Annotated in this window: 9 protein-coding genes; 5 read left to right on the top strand and 4 right to left on the bottom strand. The window is 59.5% G+C overall.

What is annotated here, in order from left to right:
• The coding region (locus tag T281_RS16005; protein ID WP_037241793.1) for a hypothetical protein at nucleotides 1–537 on the bottom strand (537 nt) is incomplete at its 3' end.
• Between the two features lie 540 nt (nucleotides 538–1077).
• Between T281_RS16005 and T281_RS18960 the strand changes: the two genes are divergently transcribed.
• The 5 genes from T281_RS18960 to T281_RS15980 all read left to right on the top strand — a co-directional run bounded on the left by T281_RS18960 (nucleotide 1078) and on the right by T281_RS15980 (nucleotide 3799).
• Nucleotides 1078–1707, top strand: coding sequence for a hypothetical protein (locus tag T281_RS18960; protein WP_155955310.1), 630 nt, complete (start codon nucleotides 1078–1080; stop codon nucleotides 1705–1707).
• Nucleotides 1708–1754: 47 nt separating this feature from the next.
• Nucleotides 1755–2588, top strand: a complete 834-nt coding sequence (locus T281_RS15995; protein ID WP_155955309.1) for a helix-turn-helix transcriptional regulator — start codon at nucleotides 1755–1757, stop codon at nucleotides 2586–2588.
• 94 nt (nucleotides 2589–2682) lie between these two features.
• Entirely contained in the window at nucleotides 2683–3321 is a 639-nt protein-coding gene (locus T281_RS15990; RefSeq protein ID WP_052037591.1) for an acyl-homoserine-lactone synthase, read from the top strand.
• A complete protein-coding gene (locus T281_RS15985; protein ID WP_155955308.1) occupies nucleotides 3287–3511 on the top strand; it encodes a hypothetical protein in 225 nt (74 codons plus the stop codon). Before T281_RS15990 ends, T281_RS15985 begins: the two co-directional genes overlap by 35 nt.
• Before the next feature lie 9 nt (nucleotides 3512–3520).
• Nucleotides 3521–3799 (top strand): hypothetical protein, encoded by a 279-nt coding sequence (locus tag T281_RS15980; RefSeq protein ID WP_037241785.1) that lies wholly within the window; start codon nucleotides 3521–3523, stop codon nucleotides 3797–3799.
• 266 nt (nucleotides 3800–4065) lie between these two features.
• Here the strand turns inward: T281_RS15980 and secB are convergent, their stop codons facing one another.
• The 3 genes from secB to T281_RS15965 all read right to left on the bottom strand — a co-directional run.
• Nucleotides 4066–4557, bottom strand: a complete 492-nt coding sequence (gene secB / locus T281_RS15975; protein WP_037241783.1) for a protein-export chaperone SecB — start codon at nucleotides 4555–4557, stop codon at nucleotides 4066–4068.
• A gap of 170 nt (nucleotides 4558–4727) precedes the next feature.
• Complete coding sequence (locus tag T281_RS15970) at nucleotides 4728–5090, bottom strand: hypothetical protein (protein WP_155955307.1); 363 nt, start codon at nucleotides 5088–5090, stop codon at nucleotides 4728–4730.
• A gap of 60 nt (nucleotides 5091–5150) precedes the next feature.
• Nucleotides 5151–5814 (bottom strand): MFS transporter (locus T281_RS15965; protein ID WP_037241780.1); only part of this gene is annotated, 664 nt, incomplete at its 5' end.

Here is a 5814-nt window from a genome sequence, read left to right as displayed (position 1 = left end):
CAAGGTCCGCTTTTCGCCATCGAGCTGCGCGAGGCGCCTGTTGAGCGCTAGCGCGCGCGTCAGATGCGGGGCGGCGCGCTGCACGAGCGCGACCTCGGCGGCCGCGAAGGTTTCGGAATGATACGGGCGGATTATGCCAAGGCAGGCGATGCGGTGGTCGTTGCGGGCGGCGAGCAGCGTGATCGAACCGCGGATGTCGAACGGGCGCGCGTAATCGTGGATGAACTCGCTGTTTTTGTATCTCTCGCGCGGAACGAGAGCGTGATCGGGGATGGCAACGCCAGCCGGCACCGTGCCCAAGGGCACGGCTAAAGGGTTCACCGTGTGGTAGTAGTCTGCGTATTGGCGCTGGGCTTCGGGATCGACCTGCCAGCTCATTCCGAAGTCAAATCCCGAGTTATCGATTTCGCTCGCGTGGAATGCCGCTCCCGATCCGCCCACTGCGGCGGTCAGGCGAGCTAGAACGCGCTCCCACTTCAGGGGATCTTCGGCGGCCTCATAGATCAGGTCGATGAGCGTGTCGTAGGATTCGACCATAGTAGGATCGTATACATTTTCATTTTTGCGGACCAAAGAAGGCCGCTCTCTTTTGTCCGAAATGAAAGCAACTTTCAATTAATTTGGGATGCATTTGCATCCTGCCAAAAGGGGTCACCATCTCTAGAGTGCCAGTTTCCCTTGTGGAGCGGGCGACTTCTCGCCCATGGTGGGGTGGAAGATTGTATGCAAAGGACCGGGAAAAGCGTGTCCCTTACGGTGGAAACATCGATGCAAGGGCGCAGGCATCGTCTGGGTACGTTCACCCCGGACAGCCTGCTGTTTCTCGCGCAGGGCATACTCGATCATTCGGCTGACCTTCTCGATGAGGGCGACGGGCGGCATGCATTCGAACTGCTGGAGCGTGAGCTTTCCGAAGTTTACGACCTCGCAAGGACATTGCGATGTCTAAGCCGCCTTCGTCTCGCGGCGCGTTCGCACCGGATCTATCGGCATTGCCAGGACGAGCCCTTCACGAGCTACGCCTCCGCGAAGCCCGGCGGCTATGCCGTTTCCCTTGACTTCCTCAATGGCGGCTTGATGCCGCTCGGCACGCCGAAGCCCGCCGCGATGATTTTCGACCAGCTTACGGCGAGCACTTTCGCGCTTTCGGTGCGCCTGCTGAAAACGTTGACGCGCGCCTATATCGAGGATGTTCGCACGCGCCGCGCGAGGCCCCGTATTCTGGCGCTGGGTGCCGGACATCTCCGCGAACTGGAAGACGGACCGTTTGATTTGTCTCGCGTCGAGTTCACGGTGTTCGAACAGGACGAAGCAGCCTGCGCGTTCCTCGGCCATAAATATCAGAAACAACTCACGATTATTAACGCTTCGTTAGGCGAGATTGAAAGTTCGTTTCACGACAGAGGCGGTTTCGATCTGATCTACGCCCCCTTGATGTTTACGCTCATGTCCGACCAGCGGGCGCGCCGCCTTCTCGGCATCCTTAAAAATCAATTGGCTGGCGGTGGAAAATTGATCGTTGGCAATTTGGCCGCTAGCGCGGATCTGCGCGGTTATTTGACGCTTTTCGCAAGAAAGGGACTGCGATTCCGGAGTCGTCCTGAGCTGAAAGTCCTCGCCGATGGCCCAAAATTCGATGTCTACGGCGATCCATTTAACAATATCAACTACTTAATATTGAAGAACGGCCTCAAGTCGCAGCATTAACACACTCTTGACGTGTTCTGTCGGGGGTCTGCGGCAGCCGTGATGTTTTGGCTACACAGAGTGAGTCGGTGCGTGTTAGCGTAGATGCATGCACTGACCTCACTCGATTCGGCGCGCATGTGGTTATGGATAGGTTTGCGATCGAGCGATTCATCGAAGACGCCAACGCGGCGAAGTCGAGCAAGGAAGTTTCCGCGCTTTTTGGGAAAGCCCTCGCCGTCTTCGGATACGACCGCTATTGCTATAGTCTGATCACCGACCATCCATCCTTGGGACTGAACGCAGGACACGGTATCGTCTGCAATTACCCGGACGATTGGATGGAGCATTACCGGCTCAATCAGTACGAGAAAAAAGATCCCGTCCCGCAATACGGCATCTCCGCGAGCAGGCCGTTCACCTGGGCCTCGGTGGTTGCTCAGCGCAAGTGGCATCCCGATCAGATGAAGGTCATGCACGAGGCGGAAGAAGCGCGTCTCTGCGATGGGATTGCCGTCCCGGTTTGCGGCGTCAATGGCGAACTGGCGGGCTTCGGGATTGCAAGCAGCCACGGCGGCGTGAGCCCGGATAGAGCGCTTCTCCACAAGGTGCAGGCGCTTGCCATTCAATTTCACCTCGCCTTCACGGAGCTGGAAAAGATCGAGACTCCGTTGACCGAGGATATGGCTGGTGTTTATCTCACCGAGCGCGAAAAGGAGATCATGTCCTGGGCGGCGGAGGGAAAGAGCGACTCCGTCATCGCCGAAATTCTTGGCGTGTCCCACTCGACCGTTCGTTTTCATATGAATAATGTTTTCAAGAAATTAAACGCTAACGAGCGCACCCTTGCGACCGTCAAGGCCATCCGCCACGGTCTGATCCTCCCTTCCTTCATCGGCTGATTCCCGCGTGGGAACCTGTCAAGGTTGCTAGCTGCGGAGCGGCGACGCTTTCACGCTTAATGCCCCTCGTTGTTCACGCGTAGCGAGGGCGTTGATGATTGACTGCGTTTCGATCAGTACCAGCCACCTGTTTACCGGCAATCCGATCTACGAGCAGCACAGGCTTCGGCACGATTGCATTGTGCAGCGGCAGCGCTGGAAGGTGCCCACCGTTCGTAACATGGAATACGACCAGTACGACAATCCGGCCGCCTGGTATCTGGTCTGGCGGGACGAGGCTGGAAAAGCGCGTGGATCGTCGCGCCTTTACCCGACCGATCGCCCGTACATGTTGCAGGAAATTTTCCCTCACCTCGTCACCAACACCGCCATCCCGAAAACGACGGAGGTCTGGGAGGGGAGCCGTTTTTGCGTCGACGAGAAGCTGCCGATCGAGAAACGCAGGCGGATCGTTCAGGAACTCATCATCGGATATCTCGAGTTCGGGCTCGCGCAGGGCATAACGCGCATCGTCGGCGTCATGTATCCCGCCTACTGCCGCAACATCTTCATGCGCAACGGCTGGGACGTCGAATGGTTGGGAGACGTTTCGAGAAGTGAAGAAGGCTATAAAATAATAGCAGGTTCGCTGACAGTATCGAGGGCGGTCCTGAAGAAAGTCCGGGAGAAAACGGGTATCTATGAGAACGTCCTCCATCATGGTGAACAAACAGAAATGCGGCGTGCTGCCTAGCAATGCAGTCGAAGACAGCTTTTTCTCGGAAAAGCAGAAGCAAGACATTGACGGTATACTAGCGGCTCTGCGGTATCTCACCCGCGAAGCCGAGGGTGCCGGTCTCAGCGAACTTGCAAAGGCATTGGTCGAGGCGGAGACGAAATGTGATCAGGATTTTCGCCGGAACCACCATCGTTGGCAGGCGTGACGTCGGATCATGACGAGTATTACGACAGAAGAGCAAACAGGAATAGGCATGATGCCCTTACGTAACGAGCTGAGAGCGACACCGAGGGACGTGGATGCCCTCTTCCCTGGAAATCCGCAACCGCTGATCGCAGAGCACGTCTCGGACATGCTTCAATCTCAACTGACGAATGCATTCGAGGCTGCGCTTTGCGAGGGCATGCTACCGACCGATGCCTTGGCCGTCATGCTGTCGTGGATGTCGTCGGAGATGATGCGCATCCAGGTTGACGGGCCCGCAAATCCTTGATGCCGCTCGCGCCTGCGGCGAGGGCACCCGAACCGTAGACGATCCGCCGGCGGATGCATGTCCACATAGCAAAGCCCGCTTCGCCGAAGGCGAAAGCGGCGCGTGGCGTTGGCTTTTGCTGTGAGCCCGAGCCGCTCGCCAGGCATCGGGTGCGGAGCGTGCGCTCAAAAAAAAAGCACCGCACCTTTGTATGAGCGCGATGCTTGATGTCGAGCCGGTGTTCGGGGAGCGGGAGGTGAAACTCCGGCAGCGTCCGTCCTATATTTTTAGCTGACCGTCGGCTGTTGGCCTTCAGCCGCGCGACGGCGATAGAGACCGGCAAAATCGATCGGATCGAGCAGCAGCGGCGGGAAGCCGCCTTCGCGCGTAAGGTCGGCCACGAGACGGCGGACGAACGGGAAGAGAAGCGCCGGGCATTCGATGAACAGAACGGGCTGAATGGCTTCCTGCGGCAGGTTCTTCAGATGGAACGCGCCAGCGTAGAGCAGCTCGATGTTGTAAAGCACGCCCTCGTCGCTTTTGGCTTCGCCTTCGAGCGAAAGGCCAACTTCAAAAACGCCGTCCTGAACGTTGTTCACCTGCACGTTGAAGTTCAATTGCAGGTTCGGGTTGTTGCCGGGGCCACGAAAGAAGCGCGTGGGGTCCGGGCACTCGAAGGACAGATCCTTGATGTACTGTCCGATGACGTTGACTTGGGGCTGGCCCGCGCTCAGGTCGGGCTGTTCGGTGCCGCCGTTTGTTCCATTGGTCTCGGCCATTGGCTCATTCTCCGGAATGTCTGAGGTCTACGCTTTGCGGCTGGCCACGGGCGGCGCGCCTTCAGCGGTGAGCTACCATGCCGCACACACGACTGCAACGGCTTCGCGGGCGCAAGTCACCGTCAATCCCAAGAAATAGAGCCCCTTTTCACGGGAAGCACGCGCCCCTTCTATTTCGATCGAACGGTCGGGTCTCCGCCCCGTGTGCCAGGCGGCGGAATGACCGGCGTCGTGTTCGGGTGAGGCTCCGGCGGCATCACCGTAGACATGTTGGGCGTGTTGCGTTCCTGCGGGCGTATGACGCCGTCGTTGCGGTCGAGATGCTCGGTAAGCGTTTCGCCGGGCCGCATCTGTGGCACCGGCACCCGGTTGGGATCGGTGGACAGCGTGTCTTCCGGCGCGGCTCTCGGCTTGGGCGGGTTAACCTGCGCCTGAAGCGGAAGACATGCGGCCGCAGCCAAGGCCGCTCCCAACGCGATGGCCGGAAGCAGCCTGTTTCCTGCGGCGCTCGCCGCTGCCTTCTCTCTCGGCATGATCGTTTCCTCCACTTGTCCTTTACGGGGAAACGGTCGCCGATGCCGCCAGTTCCGGCTTTATTCCGCTGGAGCCGTCGCGGGTTCCGTTCTTCCATGCACCAGCGCCCATGTCGCAAGCGCGCAGATGAGGATGACCGTCGCAACGGCAGCCGAGACGAGCAGCACCTCCTGAAATCCGCCATGCCCGCGCAGGATGCTGATGAGCGGCACCGCGAGCCCGCCCACCGTGAAGCCGACGAAGAAGCGCACCGAGTAGAAACGGTTGCGGAATTCCTCGGCGACGTAGCGGCCCACCATGGCGTCATTCAACACCACCTGTCCGTAAATCGCTGCCGTCGCCAGCACGAGGCCCGCCGCCATCGGCACGCCCGTTGTCAGCGCGGCGAGCAGCAGCCCGCCCGCCTGCAACGCGGACATCGCCACGAACAGCAACGGCAGTTCCAGCTTGTCGATGAGCCGCCCCACGGTGATCTGCGTAAGCGCGCCGCAAACGAAGATGCTCGTCGTGATCCAGCCCGTCAGCGCCAGCGGGATCGGGAAGCCGAGCCGCTCGTCGATCACCTTCGGCATGGCGATGGTCACGATGTTGAATGTCAGGCCGCCCGCGAGGATCGCCGTCATGAAGGCGAGCAGCAGCCACACCAGACGCTGGCGGCTCATGACGAGGCTGTGGCTTGCGCTGCCCTTCTTGCCGGTCATGGTGTCATCGCGAACGAGCGCC

The organism is Rhodomicrobium udaipurense JA643, from assembly GCF_000636015.1.
Taxonomy (GTDB): Bacteria; Pseudomonadota; Alphaproteobacteria; order Rhizobiales; family Rhodomicrobiaceae; genus Rhodomicrobium; species Rhodomicrobium udaipurense.
The sequence above is the reverse complement of the archived record's forward strand: the minus strand, read 5'-3'. Positions and strand labels throughout refer to the sequence as shown.